Raw genomic sequence first — 25,134 nt, forward strand, 5'->3', positions numbered from 1 at the left:
CCTTCTGATCGGAAGATCGTGGCCCGGGAACCAGGCCGTCTTCACGTAATGAAGTTCTAGTGTACCACTTAACCGCGCGCCAGACCGCCGCGCGAGCCGCCCTTGAGGTTGGCTTTCTTCAGCAAACTCTCATACTGGTGCGACATCAGATGCGCCTGGATCTGCGCAATGAAGTCCATCACCACCACCACCGCAATCAACAGCGAGGTGCCACCGAAGTGGAACGAGGTGCCGAGCTGCGTGCGCATGATTTCCGGCAGCAGGCAGACGATCACCAGGTACAACGAACCTGCCGCAGTCAAACGCGTCAGCACGCCGTCCACATAATCCGCGGTGGCCTTCCCCGGACGAATACCCGGAATCAATGCACCGGACTTCTTGAGGTTATCGGCAGTTTCCTGCGAGTTGAACACCAGCGCGGTATAGAAGAACGCGAAGCCGATGATCAGTGCAGCGAACACCAGCATATGCACTGGCTCACCAGGTCCAAGCGCGTTGGCGATCTTCTGCAGCCATGAACCCACGCCACTCCCCGATGCCGCCTGACCGGACCACATCGACAACGTCGCCGGGAATGCCAGGATGCTGGATGCGAAGATCGGCGGAATCACGCCTGCCATGTTGAGCTTCAACGGCAGGAACGAGGTCTGATTCATGTAGGCATTGCGGCCGCCTTGGCGACGCGCGTAATTGACCGTGATACGCCGCTGTCCGCGTTCGACAAACACCACAAACAGCGTAAACGCCAGGATGGTGATGACGATCAGCAACAGCGAGATGAAGCTCAGATTGCCTTCGCGGAACGCTTCGACAGTCTGGATTGCGCCCGACGGAAGCCCTGCGACGATACCGGCGAAGATGATCAGCGACACACCGTTACCGATGCCGCGCTCGGTGACCTGCTCGCCAACCCACATCAGGAAGATGGTGCCGGCGGTCAGTGCAATCACTGCAGTCAGCACAAAGCCCATGCCCGGCGCGTACACCACCGGAGCGCCACCCGGCGCGGTCTGATTCTGCAGTGCCAGCGCGATACTGCCGCCCTGCACCACTGCCAGAAGCACCGCACCGATGCGCGAATACTGGGTGATCTTGCGTCGGCCCGACTCGCCTTCTTTCTGCATCGCCTTGAGCGCGGGAAAGATGTGCGTGGCCAACTGGATCACGATCGACGCCGAAATATACGGCATCACGTTCAACGCAAAAATACTGAAACGGTGCAGGGCGCCGCCCGAGAACATGTTGAACATGTCCACGATGCCGCCACCCTGCGCCTGCATCAACGAAAGCATGGCATCGGGATTCACGCCAGGCACCGGCACATAGCAGCCGATGCGATAGACGATCAATGCCCCGAGGACGAACAACAGCCGCTGGCGAAGTTCCGTGAACTTGCCAAGCCCGCCACCGAGGTTACCAATGCCAGCCTGCGCCATCTGCCGATTACTCCTCTACGCTGCCGCCGGCAGCTTCGATTGCCGCCTTGGCGCCTGCAGTCGCAGCGACACCCTTCAGCACGAACTTCTTGCTCAGCTCGCCCTTCAGCACGATCTTCGCCTTCTTGGCGCGGCTCGGGACCAGATTGGCCGCACGCAACGCTGCAAAGTCGATCTCACCGGCTTCCAGCTTATCCAGCTGGTAGGACAACACTTCAGCGCTGTCACGCGCCATCTTCGAGCGGAAACCGATCTTCGGCAGACGACGCTGCATCGGGGTCTGGCCGCCTTCGAAGCCCGCCTTGATCTTGCCGCCACCCTTGCGAGCGAACGAGCCCTTGTGGCCGCGGCCACAGGTCTTGCCAAGGCCGGAGCCGATGCCACGACCGACGCGCGTGCGCTCGGTACGGGCGCCGTCAGCGGGCTTGAGGTCATTGAGATGCATAGTCATGGGATTAGTCCTCAACCTTGACGAGGTAGTGAACCGTATTGATCAGGCCACGCACCTGCGGGCTGTCCTTGAGTTCACGCACATCGTTGATCTTATTCAGGCCCAACGCATGCACCGACAGGCGGTGACGCGACTGGGTACCACGCAGGCCACGCACCAGGCGCACCTTCACAGTCTTGCCAGTGTCCTTAGCCATGGTTGAGCTCCTCCACCTTTTTGCCGCGCTTGGCCGCAACGCGCGCCGGCGACTGCACTTCCGACAGACCCTTCAGCGTTGCACGCACCAGGTTGATCGGATTACGCGAACCAACCGCCTTGGCCAGCACGTTCTTCACGCCGACCGCTTCAAGCACAGCGCGCATGGCGCCGCCAGCGATGACGCCGGTACCTTCCGAAGCAGGCTGCATGTAAACGCGAGCTGCGCCATGACCGGACTTGACGGCGTGCCACAAGGTGCCGTTGTTCAGATCGACAGTCGCCAGATTCTTGCGCGCCTGCTCCATCGACTTCTGAATGGCGACCGGCACTTCGCGAGCCTTGCCGTAACCGAAACCAACCTTGCCCAGACCATCGCCGACCACGGTCAACGCGGTGAAGGTGAACTGGCGACCGCCCTTGACCGTCTTGCTGACGCGATTGACCGCGACCAGCTTTTCGATCATGCCATCGTCGACTTTCTCTTCGCGGTTACGGTCGCGATCACGACCCCGCGGTGCACGTTCTTCTGCCATCTTGATTCCTTGATTGATTGAGTATGTACGGCTCGGGGCCGCTTATGGTTGTGGAATGGAACTGTGTTCTCGGCACCGTTGCAAAAGAACGGGACGGTCCGGCATCTCCCTGCCGGCGGTAACGCGACTGTGGCCGCTGGCCACAGTCGCAGCAGTGCTTAGAACTTCAAGCCGCCTTCGCGAGCCGCGTCAGCCAGCGCCTTGATACGGCCGTGGTAGCGGTAGCCCGAGCGATCGAATGCGACCTTCTCGATACCCGCAGCCTTGGCGCGCTCGGCGATCAGCTTGCCGACCTTGACGGCCGCATCGCTGTTCTTGCCGTTCTTCAGACCTTCCTTGACGTCCGCCTGCAGGGTGTTCGCAGCAGCGATCACCTTGGAGCCGTCAGCAGTGAAGACCTGCGCATACAGATGCTGGCCGGTGCGCAGCACCGACAAGCGGGCGACGCCCAGCTCACGGATGTGCGAACGGGTGGACTTGGCGCGACGCAGACGGGCGATGTTCTTGTTGATGCTCATGATATTTATCCTACGGAAGCTGAAGGAAAACAGGCTTTTGCATTGAGAAGTCCGGCCATGGATGGCCGGGCTCCTAGCAGAGGGACCTGCCTTACGCCTTCTTGGCTTCCTTGCGAATGATGACTTCACCGGCGTACTTCACACCCTTGCCCTTGTAGGGCTCCGGCGGACGGAAACCGCGAATCTTGGCGGCGACTTCGCCGACGCGCTGCTTGTCGGCGCCCTGGACCAGAATTTCGGTCTGGGTCGGGGTCGACAGCGTGATGCCTTCCGGCGCCACGAACACCAGCGGGTGCGAGAAGCCGAGCGCCAGGCTCAGATCCTTGCCCTGCATGGCGGCGCGGTAACCGACGCCGACCAGCTCGAGCTTGCGCTCGAAGCCGTCGGACACACCCTTGACCATATTGGCCAGGATGGCGCGCACGGTGCCGGTGATGGCCAGCTGCGACGGATCGTTGGCCGACAGGGTTGCAACATCGCCGTCGATGGCGATTTCGACGCCAACCGGCTTCGGCAGGGTCAGGGTGCCTTTCGGGCCCTTGACGCTGACCAGCTCGGGCTGGACGTTGAGCTCAACACCCTTCGGAAGGGACACAGGCTTCTTGGCTACACGGGACATGTTCGATTCCTTCCCTTAGGCCACGAAGCACAGGACTTCACCACCAACGCCGGCTTCGCGAGCCTGCGCATCGGTCATGATGCCTTTCGACGTGGAGATGATGGCGACGCCCAGTCCACCCAGGACCTTGGGCAGCTCGGTCTTGCCGCGGTACTGGCGCAGACCCGAGCGCGAGAAACGCTTCAGGGTCTCGATGACCGGACGGCCCTCGAAATACTTCAGCACGATTTCCAGCTCCGACTTGTTGTTCTCGGTCGCTGTCACGCGCAGGTCGGTGATGTAACCCTCGTCCTTCAGGACCTGGGCGATCGCAACCTTGATCTTGGACGACGGCAATTTCACCGTCTGCTTACCAACCGCGGCCGCATTCTTGATGCGTACCAGCAGGTCGGCGATGGGATCAGTCATGCTCATATGAGTACCTTTGAGTGCACCGATATCCGCTTTCGCGAAAATCTTGTGTTTTCCTGGGGATGGGCCAGGACCCTTTACGCCGTGCCAAGCCTGTACAGGCAAGACAGAAGCGGAAGTATACGACAAAAGAGCCCGACTTGCGTCGGACTCCCTTGTTGAACAGAACAATCCTGTTCAAACCGGCCGCGAACGGCCGGAAAGCTGTTACCAGCTTGCCTTACGCAGGCCCGGAACGTCGCCGTTCATCGTGGCCTTGCGCAGCATGTTGCGACCCAGACCGAACTTGCGGTAGACACCGCGCGGACGACCGGAAAGTTCGCAACGGTTACGGTGGCGGCTCGGCGACGAATCGCGCGGCAGCTTCTGCAACTTGGTCGAGGCATCGATCTTCTCTTCGTAGGACGCATCCTGACTGGAGAGGATCTTCTTCAGCGCATCACGCTTGCCGGCAAATTTCTTCGCCAACTTTGCACGCTTGATGTCGCGGTGGATCATGGAGGTCTTTGCCATTTCGGATGTCCTCTACGGTCAGTTACGGAACGGGAACTTGAACGCTGCCAGCAGCGCCTTCGCTTCCGCATCCGTCTTGGCGGTGGTGGTGATGGCGATATCCATACCGCGGATCGCGTCGACAGCGTCGAAATCGATTTCCGGGAAGATGATCTGTTCCTTCACACCCATGTTGAAATTGCCACGACCGTCAAAGGAACGACCGGAAACACCACGGAAGTCGCGCACGCGCGGCAGCGAGATGTTGATCAGACGATCCAGGAACTCGTACATCTTGGCGCGACGCAACGTGGTCTTGCAGCCGATCGGCCAACCGTCGCGGATCTTGAACGATGCGACCGAAACGCGCGACTTGGTGACCACCGGCTTTTGACCGGAGATCTTGGACATGTCGCCGACTGCATTTTCCAGAATCTTCTTGTTGGTTGCCGCCTCGCCCACGCCCATGTTGAGCGTGACCTTGACCAGCCTCGGCACCTGCATCGGATTGGTGTAGCCGAACTCCTTCATCAGGGCCGGCACCACGTTTTCCTTGTAAAACTTTTCGAGACGAGTGTTCATGATCTCATTCCTCAGGCGTCGAGCGCCTCACCGCTGGAGCGGAACACACGCAATTTGCGTCCATCCTCCAGCACCTTGAAGCCAACGCGCTCGCCCTTGCCCGTTGCCGGGTTGACGATATTGACGTTGGAGATATGGATCGACGCTTCACGCTCGACCACGCCGCCGGCGACACCCGCCTGCGGATTCGGCTTGGTGTGGCGCTTGATGATGTTGGCATTGGAGACGATCACGCGATCGCCATCCACACGCACAACTTCACCCTGCTTACCCTTGTCCTTGCCGGTGTTGATGACGACCTGGTCGCCCTTCTTGATACGGTTAGCCATGTATATGTCCTCCGCTCACAGCACTTCGGGAGCGAGCGAGACGATCTTCATGAACTTCTCGGAACGCAGCTCGCGCGTCACCGGCCCGAAGATGCGGGTCCCGATCGGCTCCTGCTTATTGTTCAACAGCACAGCGGCGTTGCCATCGAAGCGAATCAGCGAACCGTCGGGACGGCGCACACCCTTACGGGTACGCACCACAACGGCGTCGTAGACTTCGCCTTTCTTGACCTTGCCACGCGGAATGGCGTCCTTGACGGTCACCTTGATGATGTCACCAATGTGTGCGTAGCGACGCTTCGAGCCGCCCAGCACCTTGATGCACATCACTTCCTTGGCACCCGAATTGTCGGCCACATCGAGGTAGCTCTGCATCTGGATCATGATTCAGATCTCCCTTAGCCGGCCGAACGGGTGACGATTTCAACCACCCGCCAGTTCTTGGTCTTGGACATTGGAGCAATCTCGGTCACACGCACGACGTCGCCTTCATTACAGGCATTGTCGGCGTCGTGTGCGTGCAGCTTGGTCGAGCGCTTGATGTACTTGCCGTACAGAGCATGCTTGACCTGGCGCTCCACCAACACGGTGACCGTCTTGTCCATCTTGTTGCTGACGACACGGCCTTCGACCGTGCGCAGCGCTTGCTTTTCGTTGTTATCGCTCATCGCGGCCGTCCTTACTTGGTGCTGCCGAGCAGGTACTTGACGCGAGCAATCTCGCGGCGTACCCGGCGGGTATCGTGGGTCTTCGGCAGCTGGCCGGTGACCTGCTGCATACGGAGCGAGAACTGCTCCTTACGCAAATCGGTCAGGTGGGCCTTCAGTTCGTCAGCCGACTTCTCGCGGAGTTGTTTGATGTCCATCAGCGCACCGTCCGGGTCACGAAAGTGGTAGTCACCGACAGCTTCGCGGCGGCAAGGCGGAATGCCTCACGTGCGACATCTTCGGGAATACCTTCGATTTCATAGATCATGCGACCCGGCTGAATCTGCGCGACCCAGTACTCCACGTTGCCCTTACCGGAGCCCATGCGGACTTCGATCGGCTTCTTGGTGATCGGCTTGTCGGGGAACACACGAATCCACATCTTGCCGCCCTTTTTGACGTGGCGGCTGATCGTACGACGTGCTGCTTCAATCTGACGCGCAGTCAGCTGACCGTGCGCGGTTGCCTTGAGGCCGTACTCGCCGAAGCTGACGGCGTTTCCGCTCCATGCCAGGCCGTCGTTACGGCCCTTGTGCATCTTGCGATATTTGGTTCGCTTGGGTTGCAACATTGCCGTTACCTCGCTTCACGAGCCGGGCGCGAAGGACGGTCACCACGGTCGCCGCGATCGTTACGATCGTTGCGCGGGCTGTCGTCCTGCTTCTCCTGGCCAACCTGGGAGAAGTCAAAGACCTCACCCTTATAGATCCAGACCTTGATACCGATGATGCCGTACGTCGTGGACGCCTCGGCAAAACCGTAATCAATGTCGGCACGTAGCGTGTGCAGCGGCACGCGGCCTTCGCGGTACCACTCCGAACGGGCGATTTCTGCACCGTTGAGGCGGCCAGCCACGTTGACCTTGATGCCCAGGGCACCCAGGCGCATCGCGTTACCGACCGAGCGCTTCATTGCACGGCGGAACATGATGCGACGCTCAAGCTGCTGCGCGATCGACTCGGCGACCAGCTGCGCATCCAGCTCCGGCTTGCGCACTTCGGTGACGTTGATGTGGGCAGGAACACCCATCATCGCGCTCACTTCCTTACGCAGCTTTTCGATGTCCTCACCACGCTTGCCGATCACCACGCCCGGACGGGCAGTGTGGATCGTCACGCGGGCGGTTTTGGCAGGGCGCTCGATCAAGATCTTGCTGATACCTGCCTGCGCGAGCTTCTTGCGCAGCATTTCACGCACTTTCAGGTCGGCTGCCAGATAACCGGCGAAGTCGGCCTTGTTTGCGTACCACTTGGAATTCCAGTCCTTGGCGATGCCAAGACGGATTCCAGTCGGATGAACTTTATGACCCATGGTCTTTTCCTTTCCGCTTACTTGGCGGCGCCAACAATCACAGTGATGTGACTGGTGCGCTTGAGGATGCGGGTACCGCGGCCTTTCGCCCGCGCCATGAAACGCTTCAGGGAGGGACCTTCATCAACCATGATGGTCTTGACCTTCAGCTCGTCGACATCCGCGCCCTGATTGTTCTCGGCATTGGCAATAGCCGACTCCACTACCTTTTTGATCAGGTGTGCAGCCTTCTTGTCCGAGAACTTCAGCAGATTGACCGCACGTTCGGCGGACAGTCCACGCACCTGGTCAGCGACCAGGCGGGCCTTCTGCGGGGAGATGCGCGCGGTGCGCAGGATTGCTTTCGCTTCCATCGTCATCTCTCCTTACCTGCTCGACTTCTTGTCGCCACCGTGACCCTTGAAGGTCCGGGTGACGGCAAATTCGCCGAGCTTGTGGCCGACCATATTCTCGTTGACGAGCACCGGAATGTGGTTCTTACCGTTATGCACGGCCATGGTCATGCCTACCATTTCGGGCAGGATCATCGAACGGCGCGACCAGGTCTTGATCGGCTTCTTGCTACCCGCAGCGGACTCCACCTTCTTTGCAAGGTGGTGATCGACGAACGGGCCCTTCTTAAGTGAACGTGCCATGGTCGATTAGCCCCTACGATCGCGGACGATGAATTGCTGGGTGCGCTTGTTCTTGCGCGTCTTGTAACCCTTGGTCGGAACACCCCACGGGGTGACCGGGTGCGGATTACCCTGACCAGCCTTCGCTTCACCACCACCGTGCGGATGGTCGACCGGGTTCATGGCCGCACCGCGAACGGTCGGACGAACACCGCGCCAGCGCTTGGCGCCAGCCTTGCCCAGCTTCTCGAGGTTGTGCTCGTCGTTACCGACTTCACCGATGGTGGCACGGCACTCGACCGGCACCTTGCGCATTTCGCCCGAGCGCAGACGCAGCGTGGCATAGATGCCTTCGCGAGCGACCAGCTGGACGGCAGCACCGGCAGCACGTGCGATCTGAGCGCCCTTACCCGGCTTCAGCTCGATACCGTGAACCGTCGTACCGACCGGAATGTTGCGCAGCGGCAGCGTGTTGCCGGTCTTGATCGGTGCGTTGGCACCGGCAATGACCTGATCGCCAGCCTTCAAGCCCTTGGGGGCAATGATGTAGCGACGCTCGCCGTCGACATAGCACAGCAGGGCGATATGAGCGGTACGGTTCGGATCGTATTCGATCCGCTCCACACGCGCCGGAATACCTTCCTTGTTGCGCTTGAAGTCGATGATGCGGTAGTGCTGCTTGTGGCCACCACCGACGTGACGCACGGTGATGCGGCCATGGTGGTTACGACCACCGGACTTGCTCTGCGAATCGAGCAGCGCCGCGTGCGGTGCGCCCTTGTGCAGATCGGGAGTAACCACACGCACGGCGGAACGACGGCCGGGAGAGGTGGGTTTGAACTTCATCAATGGCATGGGATGGACCTCAGGCCTTAGCCGTTACGTCGATGGACTGACCATCAACCAGGCGGACGTACGCCTTGCGCCAATTGCCGCGGCTACCAGCACGGTTACGGAAGGACTTGCTCTTGCCCTTGACGTTGACCACGTTGACAGCTTTGACCTTGACGTCGAACAGCTGCTCAACCGCGGCCTTTACATCGGCTTTGGTGGCTTCGTTCGAAACTTCGAAGACATACTGGTTGGAGATTTCCTGCAGGCGCGCGGTCTTTTCAGAGACTCGCGGAGCACGCAGCACGCTGAAGATTTTTTCGTTGCTGCTCATGCCAGCCACTCCTCGATCTTCTTGACCGCATCGGCGGTGATCACGACCGTATCGGCCCCGACCAGAGCGACCGGATCCAGACCCTGCACATCACGCACCTGCACATACGGCAGATTGCGAGCGGACAGGTACAGGTGCTCGGAGGCTTCTTCGGTAACGATCAGCGGGCGCTTGCCCACGTCCAGTCCCTTCAGCTTCTCGATCAGACCCTGGGTCTTGGTTGCTTCGACGTCGAACGCTTCGACGATCATCAGGCGACCCTGGCGATTAAGCTCAGAGAAGATCGCGCAGATGGCCGCACGGTACATCTTGCGGTTGACTTTCTGTTCGAAACTGCGCGGCTTGGCCGCGAAGGTCACGCCGCCACCGACGAAGATCGGAGCCGTCAACGCGCCATGACGCGCACCGCCGCCCTTCTGCTTCTTCGACTTCTTGGTCGTGCCCGCAACTTCCGAACGCGTCTTCTGAGCCTTGGTACCAGCGCGACCGGCATTGCGATAAGCGACGACAACCTGGTGAACCAGATCTTCGCTGAATTCGCGACCGAACACGGCATCGGAGACCGAGACCTTGTTGTTACTACCCGTGATAACGAGTTCCATCGTCATCTCTCCTTATGCCTTGCTCGCCGGACGGACGATCACGTCGCCACCAGCTGCGCCAGGCACGGCGCCGCGGATAGCAATCAGACCACGCTCGACGTCGACCTTGACCACTTCCAGGTTCTGCGTGCTTTGCTGCACGGCGCCCATGTGGCCCGACATCTTCTTACCCGGGAAAACACGACCCGGGGTCTGGCGCTGACCCAACGAACCCGGCGCGCGATGCGACAGCGAGTTACCGTGAGTTGCATCGCCCATACGGAAGTTGTAGCGCTTGATGGTGCCCTGGAAACCCTTACCCTTGGTGACGCCCTGGACGTCGACCTTCTGGCCGACCTCGAAGATGTCCGCCTTGATTTCGCCGCCGACGGCGAAATCGCCGAGCTGCGCATCTTCAACGCGGAATTCCCACAGGCCGCGACCCGCTTCCACCTTCGCCTTGGCGAAGTGACCAGCAGCCGGCCTGTTGACCAGTGCGGCGCGACGGGCACCAACGGTAATCTGCACTGCGCTGTAGCCGTCAGCTTCGACGGTCTTGATCTGCGCGATGCGGTTTGGAGTTGCTTCGATCAGCGTGACCGGTACCGAGCGGCCGTCTTCAGTAAAGACGCGGCTCATACCAGCCTTGCGGCCTACGAAGCCCAACGAATATTTCTTCGTCATGGTCGTAGTCCTCAGGTCAGCTTGATCTGGACGTCGACGCCAGCCGCGAGTTCGAGCTTCATCAGCGCGTCCACGGTCTTGTCGTTCGGGTCGACGATATCGAGCACACGCTTGTGCGTGCGGGTTTCGTATTGGTCACGCGCATCCTTGTCGGCATGCGGGGATACGAGGATGGTGTAACGTTCGATCTTGGTCGGCAACGGGATCGGGCCACGCACTTGCGCGCCGGTCCGCTTAGCCGTTTCGACGATCTCGCTGGCCGAACGGTCGATCAATCGATGATCGAACGCCTTCAACCGAATCCGGATCTTTTGTTCCGACATGACGGAAGCTTCCTTCGTTAAAAGAGCGACGGGCAAGGCCTCTGGGATACCTGCCCCGATATTCCTGCGTAGATGAAATCGCCGTGCGTCCTGCCAGCGAGGGCATTTCCTCCGCCCAAAAACTGAGGCAGGCCGGTAAACCGGTCTGCCCAGACGGAAAAGTATAGTGCGCAACGAGAGCACCGTCAACAACACGTGAGTTGTTGAGTGCTCCATGCAACGCGACCTTCCCGGTCTGGCGAACACGAGCGGCTTCCTGCCGTTCTTTTCGCTGTAACTCTGCGCCCTACCCAGGGACACCGAGCCGCGCATTATAGCGAGGTGTTTTTATTGACGCAAGCACCCCGCCCCGCAAATGCCTCTGTACGCGCAGATTTCCGCCCAACAAAAAAGGGCCGGCTTGCGCCGACCCTTTGCGTTGCTTACTTGCTGATCCGGCGACGAGACGTCGCCAGACCGCAGGCACTTACTTGATGATCTTGGCAACCACGCCGGCGCCGACGGTGCGGCCACCTTCACGAATCGCGAAGCGCAGACCTTCGTCCATCGCGACCGGGTTGATCAGGGTCACGACCATCTTCACGTTGTCGCCCGGCATCACCATCTCCACGCCTTCCGGCAACTGGCAGGCGCCAGTGATGTCGGTGGTGCGGAAGTAGAACTGCGGACGGTAGCCCTTGAAGAACGGGGTATGACGGCCACCCTCATCCTTCGACAGCACGTAGACTTCGGCTTCGAACTCGGTGTGCGGCTTGATCGAACCCGGCTTGCACAGCACCTGGCCGCGCTCCACGTCGTCACGCTTGGTGCCGCGCAGCAGCAGACCGGCGTTGTCGCCTGCCTGACCCTGGTCCAGCAACTTGCGGAACATTTCCACGCCGGTGACGGTAGTCTTCTGCGTGTCGCGGATACCGACGATTTCGATTTCGTCGCCGACCTTGATGATGCCGCGCTCGATACGACCGGTCACCACGGTGCCACGACCCGAGATCGAGAACACATCTTCGACCGGCATCAGGAACGGACGGTCGACGTCGCGCGTCGGCTCCGGGATGAAGGTGTCGAGGGCGTCGACCAGGCGCAGGATCGCCGGCACGCCGATTTCGCTCTGATCGCCTTCCAGCGCCAGACGGGCCGAACCGTGGATGATCGGGGTGTCGTCGCCCGGGAACTCGTACTTGCTCAGGAGTTCACGCACTTCCATCTCGACCAGCTCAAGCAGCTCGGCGTCGTCGACCATGTCGGCCTTGTTCAGGAACACGACGATGTGCGGCACACCGACCTGACGCGAGAGCAGGATGTGCTCACGGGTCTGCGGCATCGGGCCGTCAGCAGCCGAACACACCAGGATCGCGCCATCCATCTGCGCTGCACCGGTGATCATGTTCTTGACGTAGTCGGCGTGGCCGGGGCAATCGACGTGCGCGTAGTGACGGTTCTCGGATTCGTACTCGACGTGCGCGGTCGAGATCGTGATGCCGCGTGCCTTCTCTTCCGGCGCCGCGTCGATTGCGTCGTACGCCTTGAACTCGCCACCGAAACGCTCGGCACCGATCTTGGTCAGCGCAGCGGTCAACGTGGTCTTGCCATGGTCGACGTGACCGATGGTGCCGACGTTCACGTGCGGCTTCTTGCGCTCAAATTTAGCTTTTGCCATGACTTACTACCTCTAATTGGAAATTTTTGTTTGAAGCGGCTGAGCGAACTCAGCCCTTCTTGGTGACGGCGTCGGCGATGTTGGTCGGCGCCTCTTCGTAATGGTCGAATTCCATCGAGAACGTCGCACGACCCTGGCTCATCGAGCGCAGCGAAGTCGCGTAACCGAACATCTCACCCAGCGGAATCATCGCATTGATGATCTTGCCCGACGGGCTGTCGTCCTGACCCTGCAACACGCCACGACGGCGGCTCACGTCGCCCATCACGTCGCCCAGGTAATCCTCCGGGCTGACGATCTCGACCTTCATGATCGGCTCAAGCAACACCGGGCTAGCTTTCGCAAAGCCCTGCTTGAACGCCATCGACGCGGCCAGCTTGAACGCCATTTCCGAGGAGTCGACGTCATGGTACGAGCCGAACACCAGCTTGACCTTGACACCCACCACCGGGAAGCCGGCGATCGGACCACTGGTGATCGTTTCGCGCAGACCCTTTTCGACCGAGGGGATGAATTCCTTCGGAATGATGCCGCCGGTGATGTCGTTGATGAAGAGGAAATCGTCTTTGACGTTGTCGTTCTTGCGATCTTCTTCGGTCATCGGCGACAGCTCGATCACAACGTGACCGTACTGACCCTTACCACCGGACTGCTTGGCGTGCTTGTAGTCGGACTTGACGTCGGTCTTGCGGATCGTTTCGCGATACGCAACCTGCGGCTTGCCAACGTTGGCCTCGACATTGAACTCGCGACGCATGCGGTCGACGATGATGTCCAGGTGCAACTCGCCCATGCCGGAGATGATGGTCTGGCCGGATTCTTCGTCGGTCTTGACGCGGAACGAGGGATCTTCCTGCGCCAGACGACCCAGCGCCGTACCCATCTTTTCCTGGTCCGACTTGGTCTTCGGCTCCACCGCCATCGAGATCACCGGCTCCGGGAAAATCATGCGCTCCAGGGTGATGATCTTGTCCTGCGCACACAGCGTATCGCCGGTGGTGACGTCCTTCAGACCCACGGCTGCGGCGATGTCGCCCGCGCGCACTTCCTTAATCTCTTCGCGGTTGTTGGAATGCATCTGCAGGATGCGGCCCACGCGCTCTTTCTTCGACTTGACCGGGTTATAGACCTGGTCGCCGGAGTTCAGCGTGCCCGAATAGACACGGAAGAACGTTAGCGAACCCACGAACGGGTCGGTCATGATCTTGAACGCCAACGCCGAGAACGGCGCGGTATCGGTGGCAGGACGGGTGTCTTCCTTCTCGTCCTCGTCGATACCCGCGACCGGCGGACGGTCGGCCGGCGACGGCAACAGGTGCACGACGCCGTCGAGCATGGCCTGCACGCCCTTGTTCTTGAACGCCGAGCCACAGAACACCGGCACGATCTCGACCTTCAGGGTGCGCTCGCGCAGACCCACCAGGATCTCTTCTTCGGTCAGGTCGCCTTCGTTGAGGTACTTGTCCATCAGGTCTTCACTGGCTTCTGCAGCCGCTTCGACCATGAACGAACGCGCCTCGGTCGCAATCTCGACCAGATCGGCCGGGATGTCACCGTATTCGAAGGTGGTGCCCTGCGAGGCAACATCCCAATGGATCGCCTTCATCTTCAGCAGGTCGACCACGCCCTCGAAACCGTCTTCAGCACCGATCGGCACCTGCATCGGCACGGCGTAGGCACCCAGACGGGCCTTCAGCTGCTCGACGACCTTGTCGAAGTTGGCACCGGTACGGTCCATCTTGTTGACGAAGGCCATGCGCGGCACGGAATACTTGTTGGCCTGGCGCCACACGGTTTCGGACTGCGGCTGCACGCCACCCACGGCGCACAGCACGAACACCGCACCGTCGAGCACGCGCAAGGAGCGCTCCACTTCGATGGTGAAGTCGACGTGTCCGGGGGTGTCGATGATGTTGAGACGGTGCTGCGGCATGGACTTGTCCATACCCGACCAGAACGCCGTGGTGGCTGCGGAGGTGATGGTGATACCACGCTCCTGCTCCTGCTCCATCCAGTCCATCACCGCAGCGCCGTCATGGACTTCGCCGATCTTGTGACTGACGCCGGTGTAAAACAGGATGCGCTCGGATGTGGTGGTCTTGCCGGCATCGATGTGAGCCATGATGCCGAAGTTGCGGTAACGCTCGATAGGGGTGGTGCGGGCCACGGGGAGCCTCTCAATTTCTTGGATTTCGGATGGCCGAACGCCGCCTTTCGGCGGCCTTCGGATTTAGATGCGACGCTAATCGCGCGTCGCAAACAGCACTCAGATGGTGCTGAAGGGCCCCGTTACCAAGGCCCACGAGGTCACCAGCGGTAGTGTGCGAACGCCTTGTTCGCCTCCGCCATACGGTGCGTCTCTTCGCGCTTCTTGATCGCGCCGCCACGGCTTTCCGAGGCGTCCAGCAGTTCTGCAGCCAGCTTGCGCGGCATGGTGTTCTCGCCACGCTTGCGCGCGGAATCGATCAACCAGCGCATTGCCAGCGCCGTGCGACGGGAGGAGCGCACTTCGACGGGCACCTGATAGGTAGCACCACCGACGCGACGCGATTTAACTTCGACAGCCGGGGCCACGTTGTCCAGTGCTTTCTGCACCAGCTCGACGGCATTCGGATTCTTTTCGCCAATGACGTCCATCGCGCCATAGACAATTTTCTCAGCAACCGACTTCTTGCCACTTTGCATCACCATATTGATGAAGCGGGCAATGGTTTCGCTGCCATGCTTTGGATCAGGCAGGACGGTGCGCTGCGGAGTAGAACCTTTACGGGACATTGGAGTATTTCCTTAGCTCTTCGGGCGCTTGGCGCCGTACTTGGAACGACCTTGACGGCGCTTTGCGACGCCGGCGGCGTCCAGCGAACCACGGACGGTGTGATAACGCACACCGGGAAGATCCTTGACGCGGCCACCGCGAATCAGGACCACGGAGTGCTCCTGCAGGTTGTGGCCTTCACCACCGATGTAGCTGATGATCTCTTCCTGGTTCGTCAGGCGCACTTTGGCAACCTTACGCAGGGCCGAGTTCGGCTTCTTCGGGGTAGTGGTGTAGACGCGTGTGCAGACGCCGCGGCGCTGCGGACACTTGTCCAGTGCCGGGGAGGCACTCTTGTAGGTGGTCGCTTGCCGAGGCTTGCGGACCAGCTGATTGATCGTCGTCATCAGTTGATTCTTCTGATTGAGAGGCCGAGACGGCCTTGCACGAAAACAAAGGCAGGCCGAAAAACGGCCCGCCGAGACAGGGAAGTATAGCTGGCAGGACGAAACTCCGTCAACTTCACGGAAATCTAACCCTGCTGGCCCATCCAAAGGCCGGAAAACGGAGGGCCTCCTGCCCTCCTTTTCGCTTGGCTTACGGCGATCTTGCGATCCCCGTCGGAGCGCTTACTCCTCGTCCGCGCCAGCGTCGGCCACCGTGGCGACCGGTTCGGCCACTGCCGGCTTGCCCGACAGCGTTTCCATTTCCGAGTCGGTCAGACCCGAAGACTTGCGGCGTCCGGCATGGTAGGCCAGACCGGTACCGGCCGGGATCAGACGACCCACGATCACGTTTTCCTTCAGACCGCGCAGGTTGTCGCGGGTACCGCGCACGGCAGCCTCGGTCAACACGCGGGTGGTCTCCTGGAACGAAGCCGCCGAGATGAACGACTCGGTGGCCAGCGAGGCCTTGGTGATACCCAGCAGCACCGGATCGTACTTGGCCGGCAGTTCGTTGCGCTTGACCAGGCGGACATTTTCCTCGATGACGCGCTGGCGCTCGACCTGCTCGCCGTTGAGGAACTTGCTGGTGCCCTGATCGGTGATCTCGACCTTACGCAGCATCTGGCGAGTGATCACCTCGATGTGCTTGTCGTTGATCTTCACGCCCTGCAGGCGATACACGTCCTGGATTTCCTTGACCAGATACGCGGCCAGCGGCTCGACACCCAGCAAACGCAGGATGTCCTGCGGGCTCGGCTCGCCGTCCACCACGGTCTCGCCCTTGGTCACGTGCTCGCCTTCGAACACGATGATCTGGCGGTACTTCGGGATCAGCTCTTCGTGTTCCGAACCATCGGTGTCCTTGATGATCAGACGCTGCTTGCCCTTGGTGTCCTTGCCGAAGCTGATGATGCCCGAGCGCTCGGCCAGGATCGCCGGATCCTTCGGCTTGCGTGCTTCGAACAGATCGGCAACGCGCGGCAGACCACCGGTGATGTCGCGGGTCTTGGACGCTTCCTGCGGGATCTTGGCGACCACGTCGCCCACGCCGACGGCGGCGCCGTCCTGCAGGTTGACAATGGAGCGCGGCGGCAACAGGTACTGGGCCGGCAGATCCGTGTTCGGGATCGTCAGATCATTGCCCTTGCCATCGACGATGCGCACGATCGGGCGCAGCTCCTTGGCATGTGCACCGCGACGCTTCGGGTCGGTGATTTCGCGTGAGGCCAGACCGGTCAGTTCGTCGGTCTTCTCGATGACGGTGACGCCGTCGACGAAGTCGATGAAGCGAATGAAACCGGCCACTTCCGACACGATCGGGTGGTTATGCGGATCCCAGTTGGCAACGCCCTGCCCGGCCTTGACCGCATCGCCGTCTTTGGCGGTGATGGTGGCGCCGTACGGCAGCTTGTAACGCTCGCGCTCGCGGCCATGGCCATCGAGCACGGACAGTTCACCCGAACGCGAGACCGCAACCAACGCGCCGCTGGCGTGCGCCACCGACTTGAGGTTGTTGAACTTCACCGAACCGGTGGTCTTGACGGTGATGTTGTCCACCGCAGCCGCACGCGAAGCCGCACCACCGATGTGGAACGTACGCATGGTCAGCTGGGTACCCGGCTCACCGATGGACTGTGCGGCGATGACGCCGACCGCTTCACCGATGTTGACCTGGTGACCGCGTGCAAGATCGCGACCGTAGCAACGTGCGCACACGCCGAACGAGGACTCGCAGCTGATGGTCGAACGCACCTTCACCGACTGCACGCTGGCCTCTTCCAACTTGGCAACCCAGGCTTCGTCGAGCAGCGTGTTGCGGGTGACGATCGGCTCTTCGTCGTTGCCCGGCAGGTACACGTCCTCGGCCACCACACGGCCCAGCACGCGCTCCTTCAACGGCTCGACCACATCGCCGCCTTCCACGATCGGGGTCATGATCAGGCCTTCGACGGTGCCGCAGTCGACTTCGGTGATCACCACGTCCTGCGCCACGTCGACCAGACGACGGGTCAGATAACCCGAGTTGGCGGTCTTCAAGGCGGTATCGGCCAGACCCTTACGGGCACCGTGGGTGGAGTTGAAGTACTCCTGCACGTTCAAGCCTTCGCGGAAGTTGGCCTTGATCGGCGTCTCGATGATCGAGCCATCCGGACGCGCCATCAGGCCGCGCATACCGGCCAGCTGACGGATCTGCGCCTGGCTACCACGCGCACCGGAGTCGGCCATGATGTACAGCGAGTTCATCGACTTCTGGTCGATGGTCTCGCCCTTGGCGTTTTCGACCTTCTCGGTACCGATGGTGTCCATCATCGCCTTGGCGATGCGCTCGCTGGTACGCGACCAGATGTCCACGACCTTGTTATAGCGCTCGCCGGCGGTGACCAGACCGGACTGGTACTGCTCCTGGATTTCCAGCACTTCGGCTTCGGCCTCGGTGAGGATGCCCTTCTTCTCGTCCGGGATCAGCATGTCGTCGATGCCGATCGACACGCCTGCACGGGTGGCGTAGGCATAGCCGGTGTACATCAGCTTGTCGGCGAACACGACGGTGTCCTTCAAGCCCAGCAGACGGTAGCTGGAGTTGATCAGACGCGAGATGTTCTTCTTGGTCATCTCGGTGTTGGCCAGCTGGAACGGCAGGCCTTCGGGCAGGATTTCGCTCAGCAGCGCACGACCGACCGTGGTATCCACGATCGAGGTACCGCTGGTGCGCTTGCCATCGACCGCGTCCACGTCCACCTGGGTGATGCGGACCTTGACCTTGGCGTGCAGTTCCACCACGCGGTTGTCGTAAGCGCGCTTCACTTCGCTGGTATTGGCGAACACCATGCCTTCGCCCTTCTTGTTCTCCAGGGCGCGGCTCATGTAGTACAGGCCCAACACCACGTCCTGCGACGGCACGATGATCGGCTCGCCGTTGGCCGGCGACAGGATGTTGTTGGTGGACATCATCAGCGCACGCGCTTCCAGCTGGGCTTCCAGCGAGAGCGGCACGTGGACGGCCATCTGGTCACCGTCGAAGTCGGCGTTGAACGCGGTACACACCAGCGGATGCAGCTGGATGGCCTTGCCTTCGATCAACACCGGCTCGAACGCCTGGATGCCCAGACGGTGCAGGGTCGGTGCGCGGTTCAACAGTACCGGATGCTCGCGGATCACTTCTTCCAGGATGTCCCAGACTTCAGCTTCTTCGCGCTCGACCAGCTTCTTGGCGGCCTTGATGGTGGTGGCCAGGCCGCGACGCTGCAGCTTGGCGAACACGAACGGCTTGAACAGCTCCAGCGCCATCTTCTTCGGCAGGCCGCACTGGTGCAGCTTGAGGTACGGACCGACGGTGATGACGGAACGACCGGAATAATCCACGCGCTTGCCGAGCAGGTTCTGACGGAACCGGCCCTGCTTGCCCTTGATCATGTCGGCCAGCGACTTCAGCGGGCGCTTGTTGGTGCCGGTGATGGCACGGCCGCGACGGCCGTTGTCCAGCAGCGCATCGACCGATTCCTGCAGCATGCGCTTTTCGTTGCGCACGATGATGTCCGGCGCATTGAGCTCGAGCAGACGACGCAGACGGTTGTTGCGGTTGATCACGCGGCGGTACAGATCGTTCAGATCCGAGGTCGCGAAGCGGCCACCATCCAACGGCACCAGCGGACGCAGATCCGGCGGCAGCACCGGCAGCACGGTCATGACCATCCACTCCGGACGGTTACCCGATTCCAGGAAGGCTTCGATCAGCTTGATGCGCTTGGTCAGACGCTTGAGCTTGGTCTCCGATCCGGTGCTGGCGATTTCTTCGCGCAGACGGGTCATTTCGGACTGCAGCTCGATCGTGCGCAGCAGTTCGTACACGGCCTCGGCGCCCATGGCGGCGTCGAAGTCGTCGTTGTACTCCTGGCGCGCGGTCAGGTACTGCTCCTCGGTCAGCAGCTGGCGGCGCTCGAGCGGGGTCAGGCCCGGCTCGGTGACCACGTAGGCTTCGAAGTACAGCACGCGCTCGATGTCGCGCAGGGTCATGTCCAACATCAACCCGATGCGCGAGGGCAGCGACTTGAGGAACCAGATATGCGCGACCGGCGACGCCAGATCGATGTGACCCATGCGCTCACGACGCACCTTGGCAAGGGTGACTTCGGTGCCGCACTTTTCGCAGACCACGCCACGGTGCTTCATGCGCTTGTACTTGCCGCACAGGCATTCGTAGTCCTTGATCGGACCAAAGATGGCAGCGCAGAACAGGCCGTCACGCTCGGGCTTGAAGGTGCGGTAGTTGATGGTTTCGGGCTTCTTCACTTCGCCGTAGGACCACGAACGGATCAGGTCAGGCGAGGCCAGCGCGATCTTGATCGCGTCGAAATCCAGCGTCTGGCGCTGTTGATTGAAGAGGTTGAGCAGGTCTTTCATTGGATATCTCCGGGTCGGAGGAATTTCGTATCTGAGATGAAACCGAGGGCATTACGTTCCGGATCCAGGCACCGCATTACGGCGCCTGGATCCAGCTCGATCACTCTTCCAGTTCCATGTTGATCGCCAGCGAGCGGATTTCCTTCACCAACACGTTGAAGGATTCCGGCATGCCCGCGACCATCTCGTGCTCACCATCGACGATGTTCTTGTACATCTGGTTGCGGCCCTGCACGTCGTCGGACTTCACCGTCAGCATTTCCTGCAGGGTGTAGGCCGCGCCGTAGGCTTCCAGCGCCCAGACTTCCATCTCACCGAAGCGCTGACCGCCGAACTGCGCCTTGCCGCCCAGCGGCTGCTGGGTGACGAGCGAGTACGGGCCAGTCGAACGTGCATGCATCTTGTCGTCGACCAAGTGGTTCAACTTCAGGTAATGCATGTAGCCGACCGTGGTCTTGCGATCGAACGCCTCGCCGGTACGACCGTCGTACAACTGGGTCTGACCGCTCTGCGGCAGTTCGGCCAGTTCCAGCATGCGCTTGATTTCCGCCTCGCTGGCGCCGTCGAACACCGGGGTGGCCATCGGCACGCCGTCGATCAGGTTCTTGCCCAGGTTGAGCAATTCCTCATCGCTGAACTGCGACAGATCCACGCGCTGTGCATTGATCGCGCTGTCGTGGTTGTAGATGTCGTCCAGGAACTTGCGCAGCTCGCTGACTGCGGCCTGGGCTTCCAGCATGCGCTGGATCTTGCGACCCAGGCCCTTGGCGGCCCAGCCCAGATGCACTTCCAGAATCTGGCCGATGTTCATGCGCGACGGCACGCCGAGCGGGTTCAGCACGATGTCGACCGGCTCGCCGGTGGCCATGTACGGCATGTCCTCGACCGGCACGACGTTGGAGACCACACCCTTGTTGCCGTGGCGGCCTGCCATCTTGTCGCCCGGCTGGATGCGGCGCTTCACTGCCAGGAACACCTTGACCATCTTCAGCACGCCCGGTGCGAGGTCGTCGCCCTGGGTGATCTTGCCGCGCTTGTCGGCGAAGCGTGCTTCGAATTCCTTCTCGTGCGCCTGGATCTGCTTCTGCGCGCGCTCGATGGCATCGGCTGCGTCTTCGTCCTTCATGCGCAGCTGGAACCAATCGGACTTCTTCAGCCCGTCCAGGTACGCGTCGGTGACGTTGTCGCCCTTCTTCAGGTTCGGACCGCCATTGGCGACCTTACCCACGATCTGCGAGCGCAGACGTGCGTAGATGGCCGCTTCCAGAATACGGAACTGGTCGTCGAAGTCCTTCTTGACGCGCTTGATTTCGGACTCTTCGATCTGACGCGCACGCTTGTCCTTCTCGATGCCGTCGCGGGTGAAGACCTGCACGTCGATGACGGTGCCGTCCATGCCCGGGGGCACGCGCAGCGAGCTGTCCTTCACGTCGGACGCCTTCTCACCGAAGATCGCACGCAGCAGCTTTTCTTCCGGGGTCAGCTGGCTTTCGCCCTTCGGCGTGACCTTGCCGACCATGATGTCGCCGGCGCGCACTTCCGCACCGATGTACACCACGCCGCTTTCGTCCAGACGGTTCAGGGCCTGCTCGGACACGTTCGGGATGTCGGCGGAAATTTCCTCCGGCCCCAGCTTGGTGTCACGCGCAACGCAGGTCAGTTCTTCGATGTGGATCGTGGTGTAACGATCCTCTTCCACCACGCGCTCGGAGAGCAGGATGGAGTCTTCGAAGTTGTAGCCGTTCCACGGCATGAACGCGATCAGCATGTTCTGGCCCAGCGCCAGCTCACCGATGTCGGTGGACGGGCCGTCGGCCAGCACGTCGCCGCGCGCGATCACGTCGCCCACGTTCACCAGCGGACGCTGGTTGATGCAGGTGTTCTGGTTGGAGCGGGTGTACTTGATCAGGTTGTAGATATCCACGCCGGCATCGGTGCCGCCGCCGATTTCTGCCTCGTTGACCTTGACCACGATGCGGGCTGCATCGATCTGCTCGATCACGCCACCACGCAGCGCATTCACGGTCACGCCCGAGTCGCGCGCAACCGCACGCTCGATACCGGTACCGACCAGCGGCTTTTGCGAACGCAGCGTCGGCACGGCCTGGCGCTGCATGTTGGCGCCCATCAGTGCGCGGTTGGCGTCATCGTGCTCCAGGAACGGCACTAGCGCCGCTGCGACCGACACGGTCTGCATCGGCGAGACGTCCATGAAGTGCACTTCGGCCGGCGGCTTCAGCAGCGACTCGCCCTGGAACCGGCACGGCACGAACTGCTCGGTGAGCATGTTCTTGGCATCGGTCAGCGCGTTCGCCTGGGCGATCACGTACTCGTTTTCTTCGATCGCCGACAGGTACTCGACGTCGTCGGAGACCTTGCCGTCCAGCACCTTGCGGTACGGGGTTTCAAGGAAGCCGTACTGGTTGGTACGGGCAAACACGGCCAGCGAGTTGATCAGGCCGATGTTCGGGCCTTCCGGTGTTTCGATGGTGCAGACGCGGCCGTAATGGGTCGGATGCACGTCGCGCACTTCGAAGCCGGCGCGCTCGCGGGTCAGACCGCCCGGGCCCAGTGCGGAGACGCGACGCTTGTGCGTCACTTCCGACAGCGGGTTGTTCTGATCCATGAACTGCGACAGCTGCGAGGAGCCGAAGAATTCCTTGATCGCAGCAGCCACCGGCTTGGCGTTGATCAGTTCCTGCGGGGTCAGACCTTCGGATTCGGCCATCGACAGGCGCTCCTTGACCGCGCGCTCGACGCGGACCAGGCCCACGCGGAACACGTTCTCGGCCATTTCGCCGACCGAACGCACGCGACGGTTGCCCAGGTGATCGATGTCATCGACCACGCCGCGACCGTTGCGGATCTCGGTGAGCACCTTGAGCACTTCCAGGATGTCGGAGGTGTCGGTGTGTTCGGCGACCAGGCGCTTGGACTCTTCGTCGTTACGCTCGGCAAAGTACTTCTTGTCGTACAGCACCGACTCGCCGAGGACTTCCTTGCGGCCGACGCGACGGTTGAACTTCATCCGGCCGACCGTGGACAGGTCGTAGCGCTCGAAGGTGAAGAACAGGTTGTGGAACAGGTTCTGTGCGGCTTCCTTGGTCGGCGGCTCGCCCGGACGCATCATGCGGTAGATCTCGACCAGCGCTTCCAGCTGGGTCTTGGTCGGATCGATACGCAGGGTGTTGGACAGGTACGGACCACGATCCAGATCGTTCACCCACAGGGTGCCGACCGCATCGACGCCGGCCTTGCGGAACGCAGCCAGTTGGTCTTCGGTGATCTCGTCATTGGCATTGGCCAGCAGTTCGCCGGTCGAGCTATCGACCACGTCGTGCGACAGGATGCGCGTGACCAGATAATCGTCCGGCACGGCCAGCGCGGCGACGCCGGCGGCTTCGAGCTGCTTGACGTGACGCGCGGTGATGCGCTTGCCCGCTTCCACGATGACCTTGTCGCCATCGGCCAGGTCGAAGTTCAGCGTTTCGCCACGCAGACGCTCCGGCACCAGCTCCAGCTGCACGCCTTCGTCCGGATTGATGTGGAAGGTGTTGATCTCGAAGAACTCGGCCAACATCTCTTCGTTGTTGTAGCCAAGCGCACGCAGCAGGATCGACACCGGCAGCTTGCGACGACGGTCGATACGGGTGAACAGCGCATCCTTCGGGTCGAACTCGAAGTCCAGCCAGGAGCCGCGGTACGGAATGACGCGGGCGCTGTACAGCAGCTTGCCCGAGCTGTGGGTCTTGCCACGGTCGTGGTCGAAGAACACACCCGGCGAACGGTGCAGCTGCGAGACGATCACGCGCTCGGTGCCGTTGACGATGAAGGTACCGTTGTCGGTCATCAGCGGGATTTCGCCCAGATAGACCTCCTGCTCCTTCACGTACTTGATGGCCTTGGTCGACGACTCGCGGTCGTAGATCACCAGGCGCACGGTCACGCGCAGCGGCGCGCCGTAGCTCATGCCACGCTGACGGCATTCACGCTCGTCAAATACCGGCTGACCCAGCTTGTAACCGACGTATTCCAACGCGGCGTTGCCGCTGTAGCTGGAAATCGGGAACACCGACTTCAGCGCTGCGTGCAGACCGAGGTCCTTACGCTTGTTCTGCTCCACGTCTTCCTGCAGGAATTCGCGGTAGGAGTCCACCTGGATCGCAAGCAGGAACGGCACTTCGAGAATCGAGCGCTGCTTACCGAAATCCTTGCGGATACGCTTTTTTTCGGTGAACGAATAAGACGTCATGAGGTCTTCCACCCTAGGTTGCGGGGGCCGCGTCGCCGCGGCCCTGAAATAACAAAATTGTCAGTTGGAAGTCGCTGGTATTGCCGGCACCAGCACGCCTTCTCTTGCTACTTCCAACTACCAACTCGGTGAAGCGGAGATTGGGATGACCAGATTGGGGATGGCGAAGATTGCCTTCGAATCCCGAATGCCGACTCTCAAATCCCGGCTTTCCATCAACGGCCAAAGGCCGGGAGCTTTACGCTCCCAGCCTTCAGTGCATCACCCTGAAACGCCGGCGATGCAAGATGCTGCTTATTTGACTTCGACGGTCGCGCCGGCTTCGGTCAGTTCCTTCTTGATCTTCTCGGCTTCGTCCTTGGTGGCGCCTTCCTTCAGGATGCCACCGGCTTCGGTCAGATCCTTGGCTTCCTTCAGACCCAGGCCGGTCACGGCGCGGACGGCCTTGATGACGCCGACCTTGTTGGCGCCGCAGCTGACCAACACCACGTTGAACTCGGTCTGCTCTTCAACCACGGCAGCCGGGCCAGCTGCAGCAGCAGCGACCGGAGCGGCGGCGGAGACGCCAAACTTCTCTTCGATGGCCTTGACCAGCTCCATCACTTCCATCAGGGACTTCTCGGCGATAGCTTCGACGATCTGTTCGTTGGTAAGGGACATTGTGATTAC

General features: G+C 61.0%; 29 protein-coding genes. All 29 read right to left on the bottom strand.

Translation table 11 applies throughout. The features are described 5' to 3' along the window. Positions 1–68 precede the first annotated feature (68 nt). Positions 69–1,436: a preprotein translocase subunit SecY gene (secY, locus tag FFY45_RS04390; RefSeq protein ID WP_023902825.1), complete on the bottom strand. Its 1,368-nt coding sequence runs from the start codon at positions 1,434–1,436 to the stop codon at positions 69–71. Between the two features lie 7 nt (positions 1,437–1,443). After that, positions 1,444–1,887: a 50S ribosomal protein L15 gene (rplO, locus tag FFY45_RS04395; protein ID WP_012439114.1), complete on the bottom strand. Its 444-nt coding sequence runs from the start codon at positions 1,885–1,887 to the stop codon at positions 1,444–1,446. A 4-nt stretch (positions 1,888–1,891) separates the two neighbouring features. Next, the gene (gene rpmD / locus FFY45_RS04400; RefSeq protein ID WP_006450646.1) at positions 1,892–2,083 is read right to left on the bottom strand and encodes a 50S ribosomal protein L30; all 192 of its coding nucleotides are present in this window, start codon (positions 2,081–2,083) and stop codon (positions 1,892–1,894) included. Beyond that, complete coding sequence (gene rpsE / locus FFY45_RS04405) at positions 2,076–2,618, bottom strand: 30S ribosomal protein S5 (protein WP_003486682.1); 543 nt, start codon at positions 2,616–2,618, stop codon at positions 2,076–2,078. The genes rpmD and rpsE overlap by 8 nt, the downstream gene beginning before the upstream one ends. A 158-nt stretch (positions 2,619–2,776) precedes the next feature. Next, complete coding sequence (gene rplR / locus FFY45_RS04410; protein ID WP_006450644.1) at positions 2,777–3,136, bottom strand: 50S ribosomal protein L18; 360 nt, start codon at positions 3,134–3,136, stop codon at positions 2,777–2,779. Positions 3,137–3,227: 91 nt separating this feature from the next. Then, entirely contained in the window at positions 3,228–3,755 is a 528-nt protein-coding gene (gene rplF / locus FFY45_RS04415; protein WP_006450642.1) for a 50S ribosomal protein L6, read from the bottom strand. 15 nt (positions 3,756–3,770) lie between these two features. Next, complete coding sequence (gene rpsH / locus FFY45_RS04420; RefSeq protein ID WP_006450641.1) at positions 3,771–4,169, bottom strand: 30S ribosomal protein S8; 399 nt, start codon at positions 4,167–4,169, stop codon at positions 3,771–3,773. A gap of 204 nt (positions 4,170–4,373) precedes the next feature. After that, entirely contained in the window at positions 4,374–4,679 is a 306-nt protein-coding gene (rpsN, locus tag FFY45_RS04425; RefSeq protein WP_005917137.1) for a 30S ribosomal protein S14, read from the bottom strand. An 18-nt stretch (positions 4,680–4,697) separates the two neighbouring features. After that, entirely contained in the window at positions 4,698–5,240 is a 543-nt protein-coding gene (rplE, locus tag FFY45_RS04430) for a 50S ribosomal protein L5 (protein WP_006450640.1), read from the bottom strand. A gap of 11 nt (positions 5,241–5,251) precedes the next feature. Next, positions 5,252–5,569, bottom strand: a complete 318-nt coding sequence (rplX, locus tag FFY45_RS04435) for a 50S ribosomal protein L24 (protein ID WP_006450639.1) — start codon at positions 5,567–5,569, stop codon at positions 5,252–5,254. Between the two features lie 15 nt (positions 5,570–5,584). After that, complete coding sequence (rplN, locus tag FFY45_RS04440) at positions 5,585–5,953, bottom strand: 50S ribosomal protein L14 (protein ID WP_003486699.1); 369 nt, start codon at positions 5,951–5,953, stop codon at positions 5,585–5,587. Positions 5,954–5,967: 14 nt separating this feature from the next. Next, positions 5,968–6,237, bottom strand: a complete 270-nt coding sequence (gene rpsQ / locus FFY45_RS04445) for a 30S ribosomal protein S17 (RefSeq protein ID WP_005993374.1) — start codon at positions 6,235–6,237, stop codon at positions 5,968–5,970. 11 nt (positions 6,238–6,248) lie between these two features. Further along, a complete protein-coding gene (gene rpmC / locus FFY45_RS04450) occupies positions 6,249–6,434 on the bottom strand; it encodes a 50S ribosomal protein L29 (RefSeq protein WP_006450638.1) in 186 nt (61 codons plus the stop codon). Beyond that, on the bottom strand, positions 6,434–6,847 hold the full coding sequence (gene rplP / locus FFY45_RS04455; RefSeq protein ID WP_006450637.1) for a 50S ribosomal protein L16: 414 nt from the start codon (positions 6,845–6,847) through the stop codon (positions 6,434–6,436). Before rplP ends, rpmC begins: the two co-directional genes overlap by 1 nt. Before the next feature lie 5 nt (positions 6,848–6,852). Further along, positions 6,853–7,587, bottom strand: a complete 735-nt coding sequence (rpsC, locus tag FFY45_RS04460; protein ID WP_006450636.1) for a 30S ribosomal protein S3 — start codon at positions 7,585–7,587, stop codon at positions 6,853–6,855. A gap of 17 nt (positions 7,588–7,604) precedes the next feature. Beyond that, complete coding sequence (gene rplV / locus FFY45_RS04465; RefSeq protein ID WP_002811686.1) at positions 7,605–7,940, bottom strand: 50S ribosomal protein L22; 336 nt, start codon at positions 7,938–7,940, stop codon at positions 7,605–7,607. 12 nt (positions 7,941–7,952) lie between these two features. Beyond that, positions 7,953–8,222: a 30S ribosomal protein S19 gene (gene rpsS / locus FFY45_RS04470; protein ID WP_176339525.1), complete on the bottom strand. Its 270-nt coding sequence runs from the start codon at positions 8,220–8,222 to the stop codon at positions 7,953–7,955. A 6-nt stretch (positions 8,223–8,228) separates the two neighbouring features. Then, positions 8,229–9,056, bottom strand: a complete 828-nt coding sequence (rplB, locus tag FFY45_RS04475; protein ID WP_003486715.1) for a 50S ribosomal protein L2 — start codon at positions 9,054–9,056, stop codon at positions 8,229–8,231. Between the two features lie 10 nt (positions 9,057–9,066). Continuing rightward, the gene (gene rplW, locus FFY45_RS04480) at positions 9,067–9,366 is read right to left on the bottom strand and encodes a 50S ribosomal protein L23 (protein WP_002811694.1); all 300 of its coding nucleotides are present in this window, start codon (positions 9,364–9,366) and stop codon (positions 9,067–9,069) included. Continuing rightward, positions 9,363–9,968 carry a 50S ribosomal protein L4 gene (gene rplD / locus FFY45_RS04485; RefSeq protein ID WP_023902821.1) on the bottom strand — a complete coding sequence of 202 codons (606 nt, stop codon included), beginning with the start codon at positions 9,966–9,968 and terminating at the stop codon, positions 9,363–9,365. Before rplD ends, rplW begins: the two co-directional genes overlap by 4 nt. A gap of 12 nt (positions 9,969–9,980) precedes the next feature. Then, on the bottom strand, positions 9,981–10,631 hold the full coding sequence (rplC, locus tag FFY45_RS04490) for a 50S ribosomal protein L3 (RefSeq protein ID WP_176339526.1): 651 nt from the start codon (positions 10,629–10,631) through the stop codon (positions 9,981–9,983). An 11-nt stretch (positions 10,632–10,642) separates the two neighbouring features. Continuing rightward, on the bottom strand, positions 10,643–10,954 hold the full coding sequence (gene rpsJ / locus FFY45_RS04495; RefSeq protein WP_003486723.1) for a 30S ribosomal protein S10: 312 nt from the start codon (positions 10,952–10,954) through the stop codon (positions 10,643–10,645). A gap of 466 nt (positions 10,955–11,420) precedes the next feature. Then, positions 11,421–12,611, bottom strand: coding sequence for an elongation factor Tu (gene tuf, locus FFY45_RS04500; protein ID WP_176339527.1), 1,191 nt, complete (start codon positions 12,609–12,611; stop codon positions 11,421–11,423). A gap of 49 nt (positions 12,612–12,660) precedes the next feature. Beyond that, complete coding sequence (gene fusA / locus FFY45_RS04505; RefSeq protein ID WP_176339528.1) at positions 12,661–14,778, bottom strand: elongation factor G; 2,118 nt, start codon at positions 14,776–14,778, stop codon at positions 12,661–12,663. 140 nt (positions 14,779–14,918) lie between these two features. Continuing rightward, the gene (rpsG, locus tag FFY45_RS04510) at positions 14,919–15,386 is read right to left on the bottom strand and encodes a 30S ribosomal protein S7 (RefSeq protein WP_006450629.1); all 468 of its coding nucleotides are present in this window, start codon (positions 15,384–15,386) and stop codon (positions 14,919–14,921) included. A gap of 12 nt (positions 15,387–15,398) precedes the next feature. Next, positions 15,399–15,773 (bottom strand): 30S ribosomal protein S12, encoded by a 375-nt coding sequence (rpsL, locus tag FFY45_RS04515; protein ID WP_006450628.1) that lies wholly within the window; start codon positions 15,771–15,773, stop codon positions 15,399–15,401. Positions 15,774–15,995: 222 nt separating this feature from the next. Beyond that, on the bottom strand, positions 15,996–20,213 hold the full coding sequence (gene rpoC, locus FFY45_RS04520; RefSeq protein WP_176339529.1) for a DNA-directed RNA polymerase subunit beta': 4,218 nt from the start codon (positions 20,211–20,213) through the stop codon (positions 15,996–15,998). 100 nt (positions 20,214–20,313) lie between these two features. Continuing rightward, positions 20,314–24,465, bottom strand: a complete 4,152-nt coding sequence (rpoB, locus tag FFY45_RS04525) for a DNA-directed RNA polymerase subunit beta (protein WP_176339530.1) — start codon at positions 24,463–24,465, stop codon at positions 20,314–20,316. A gap of 294 nt (positions 24,466–24,759) precedes the next feature. Further along, positions 24,760–25,125, bottom strand: a complete 366-nt coding sequence (gene rplL / locus FFY45_RS04530; protein WP_006450625.1) for a 50S ribosomal protein L7/L12 — start codon at positions 25,123–25,125, stop codon at positions 24,760–24,762. Between the last annotated feature and the right edge of the window lie 9 nt (positions 25,126–25,134).

The sequence above is a fragment of the Xanthomonas hortorum genome (assembly GCF_011305375.1).
GTDB classification, from domain to species: Bacteria; Pseudomonadota; Gammaproteobacteria; order Xanthomonadales; family Xanthomonadaceae; genus Xanthomonas; species Xanthomonas hortorum_E.

Bases quoted from the DNA above. Each gene is read 5' to 3' on its own strand.
- secY (WP_023902825.1), bottom strand. From the start codon at position 1,436: ATGGCGCAGGCTGGCATTGGTAACCTCGGTGGCGGGCTTGGCAAGTTC.
- rplO (WP_012439114.1), bottom strand. From the start codon at position 1,887: ATGACTATGCATCTCAATGACCTCAAGCCCGCTGACGGCGCCCGTACC.
- rpmD (WP_006450646.1), bottom strand. From the start codon at position 2,083: ATGGCTAAGGACACTGGCAAGACTGTGAAGGTGCGCCTGGTGCGTGGC.
- rpsE (WP_003486682.1), bottom strand. From the start codon at position 2,618: ATGGCAGAAGAACGTGCACCGCGGGGTCGTGATCGCGACCGTAACCGC.
- rplR (WP_006450644.1), bottom strand. From the start codon at position 3,136: ATGAGCATCAACAAGAACATCGCCCGTCTGCGTCGCGCCAAGTCCACC.
- rplF (WP_006450642.1), bottom strand. From the start codon at position 3,755: ATGTCCCGTGTAGCCAAGAAGCCTGTGTCCCTTCCGAAGGGTGTTGAG.
- rpsH (WP_006450641.1), bottom strand. From the start codon at position 4,169: ATGAGCATGACTGATCCCATCGCCGACCTGCTGGTACGCATCAAGAAT.
- rpsN (WP_005917137.1), bottom strand. From the start codon at position 4,679: ATGGCAAAGACCTCCATGATCCACCGCGACATCAAGCGTGCAAAGTTG.
- rplE (WP_006450640.1), bottom strand. From the start codon at position 5,240: ATGAACACTCGTCTCGAAAAGTTTTACAAGGAAAACGTGGTGCCGGCC.
- rplX (WP_006450639.1), bottom strand. From the start codon at position 5,569: ATGGCTAACCGTATCAAGAAGGGCGACCAGGTCGTCATCAACACCGGC.
- rplN (WP_003486699.1), bottom strand. From the start codon at position 5,953: ATGATCCAGATGCAGAGCTACCTCGATGTGGCCGACAATTCGGGTGCC.
- rpsQ (WP_005993374.1), bottom strand. From the start codon at position 6,237: ATGAGCGATAACAACGAAAAGCAAGCGCTGCGCACGGTCGAAGGCCGT.
- rpmC (WP_006450638.1), bottom strand. From the start codon at position 6,434: ATGGACATCAAACAACTCCGCGAGAAGTCGGCTGACGAACTGAAGGCC.
- rplP (WP_006450637.1), bottom strand. From the start codon at position 6,847: ATGTTGCAACCCAAGCGAACCAAATATCGCAAGATGCACAAGGGCCGT.
- rpsC (WP_006450636.1), bottom strand. From the start codon at position 7,587: ATGGGTCATAAAGTTCATCCGACTGGAATCCGTCTTGGCATCGCCAAG.
- rplV (WP_002811686.1), bottom strand. From the start codon at position 7,940: ATGGAAGCGAAAGCAATCCTGCGCACCGCGCGCATCTCCCCGCAGAAG.
- rpsS (WP_176339525.1), bottom strand. From the start codon at position 8,222: ATGGCACGTTCACTTAAGAAGGGCCCGTTCGTCGATCACCACCTTGCA.
- rplB (WP_003486715.1), bottom strand. From the start codon at position 9,056: ATGCCATTGATGAAGTTCAAACCCACCTCTCCCGGCCGTCGTTCCGCC.
- rplW (WP_002811694.1), bottom strand. From the start codon at position 9,366: ATGAGCAGCAACGAAAAAATCTTCAGCGTGCTGCGTGCTCCGCGAGTC.
- rplD (WP_023902821.1), bottom strand. From the start codon at position 9,968: ATGGAACTCGTTATCACGGGTAGTAACAACAAGGTCTCGGTCTCCGAT.
- rplC (WP_176339526.1), bottom strand. From the start codon at position 10,631: ATGACGAAGAAATATTCGTTGGGCTTCGTAGGCCGCAAGGCTGGTATG.
- rpsJ (WP_003486723.1), bottom strand. From the start codon at position 10,954: ATGTCGGAACAAAAGATCCGGATTCGGTTGAAGGCGTTCGATCATCGA.
- tuf (WP_176339527.1), bottom strand. From the start codon at position 12,611: ATGGCAAAAGCTAAATTTGAGCGCAAGAAGCCGCACGTGAACGTCGGC.
- rpsG (WP_006450629.1), bottom strand. From the start codon at position 15,386: ATGTCCCGTAAAGGTTCTACTCCGCAGCGCACCGTCCTGCCTGATCCA.
- rpsL (WP_006450628.1), bottom strand. From the start codon at position 15,773: ATGACGACGATCAATCAGCTGGTCCGCAAGCCTCGGCAAGCGACCACC.
- rpoC (WP_176339529.1), bottom strand. From the start codon at position 20,213: ATGAAAGACCTGCTCAACCTCTTCAATCAACAGCGCCAGACGCTGGAT.
- rpoB (WP_176339530.1), bottom strand. From the start codon at position 24,465: ATGACGTCTTATTCGTTCACCGAAAAAAAGCGTATCCGCAAGGATTTC.
- rplL (WP_006450625.1), bottom strand. From the start codon at position 25,125: ATGTCCCTTACCAACGAACAGATCGTCGAAGCTATCGCCGAGAAGTCC.